Consider the following 276-nt stretch of genomic DNA (forward strand, 5'->3'; position numbering starts at 1 on the left):
CAGCACCTTACACGTATTCATGGTCACCAAGCGGTGGAACAGCAGCGACAGCTTCAGGTTTAGCAGCAGGAACTTATACAGTGACAGTGACCGATGCAAATGCATGTACAATTACAAGAACAGTAACCATCACTCAACCTACAGCGATGAGTGCTACTACTTCTCAAACGAACATTTCATGTAATGGAGGAACTAACGGAACAGCAAGTATTGTTGTAACAGGAGGAACAGCACCTTACACGTATTCATGGTCACCAAGCGGTGGAACAGCAGCGA

1 protein-coding gene is annotated in these 276 nt (G+C 46.0%); it reads left to right on the forward strand.

The annotated features are described in order from the left end of the window. The coding region (locus AB671_RS21540; RefSeq protein ID WP_157444299.1) for a SprB repeat-containing protein at positions 1-276 on the forward strand (276 nt) is incomplete at both ends.

It is taken from the genome of Chryseobacterium sp. BGARF1 (assembly GCF_001677955.1).
Lineage (GTDB): Bacteria > Bacteroidota > Bacteroidia > Flavobacteriales > Weeksellaceae > Chryseobacterium.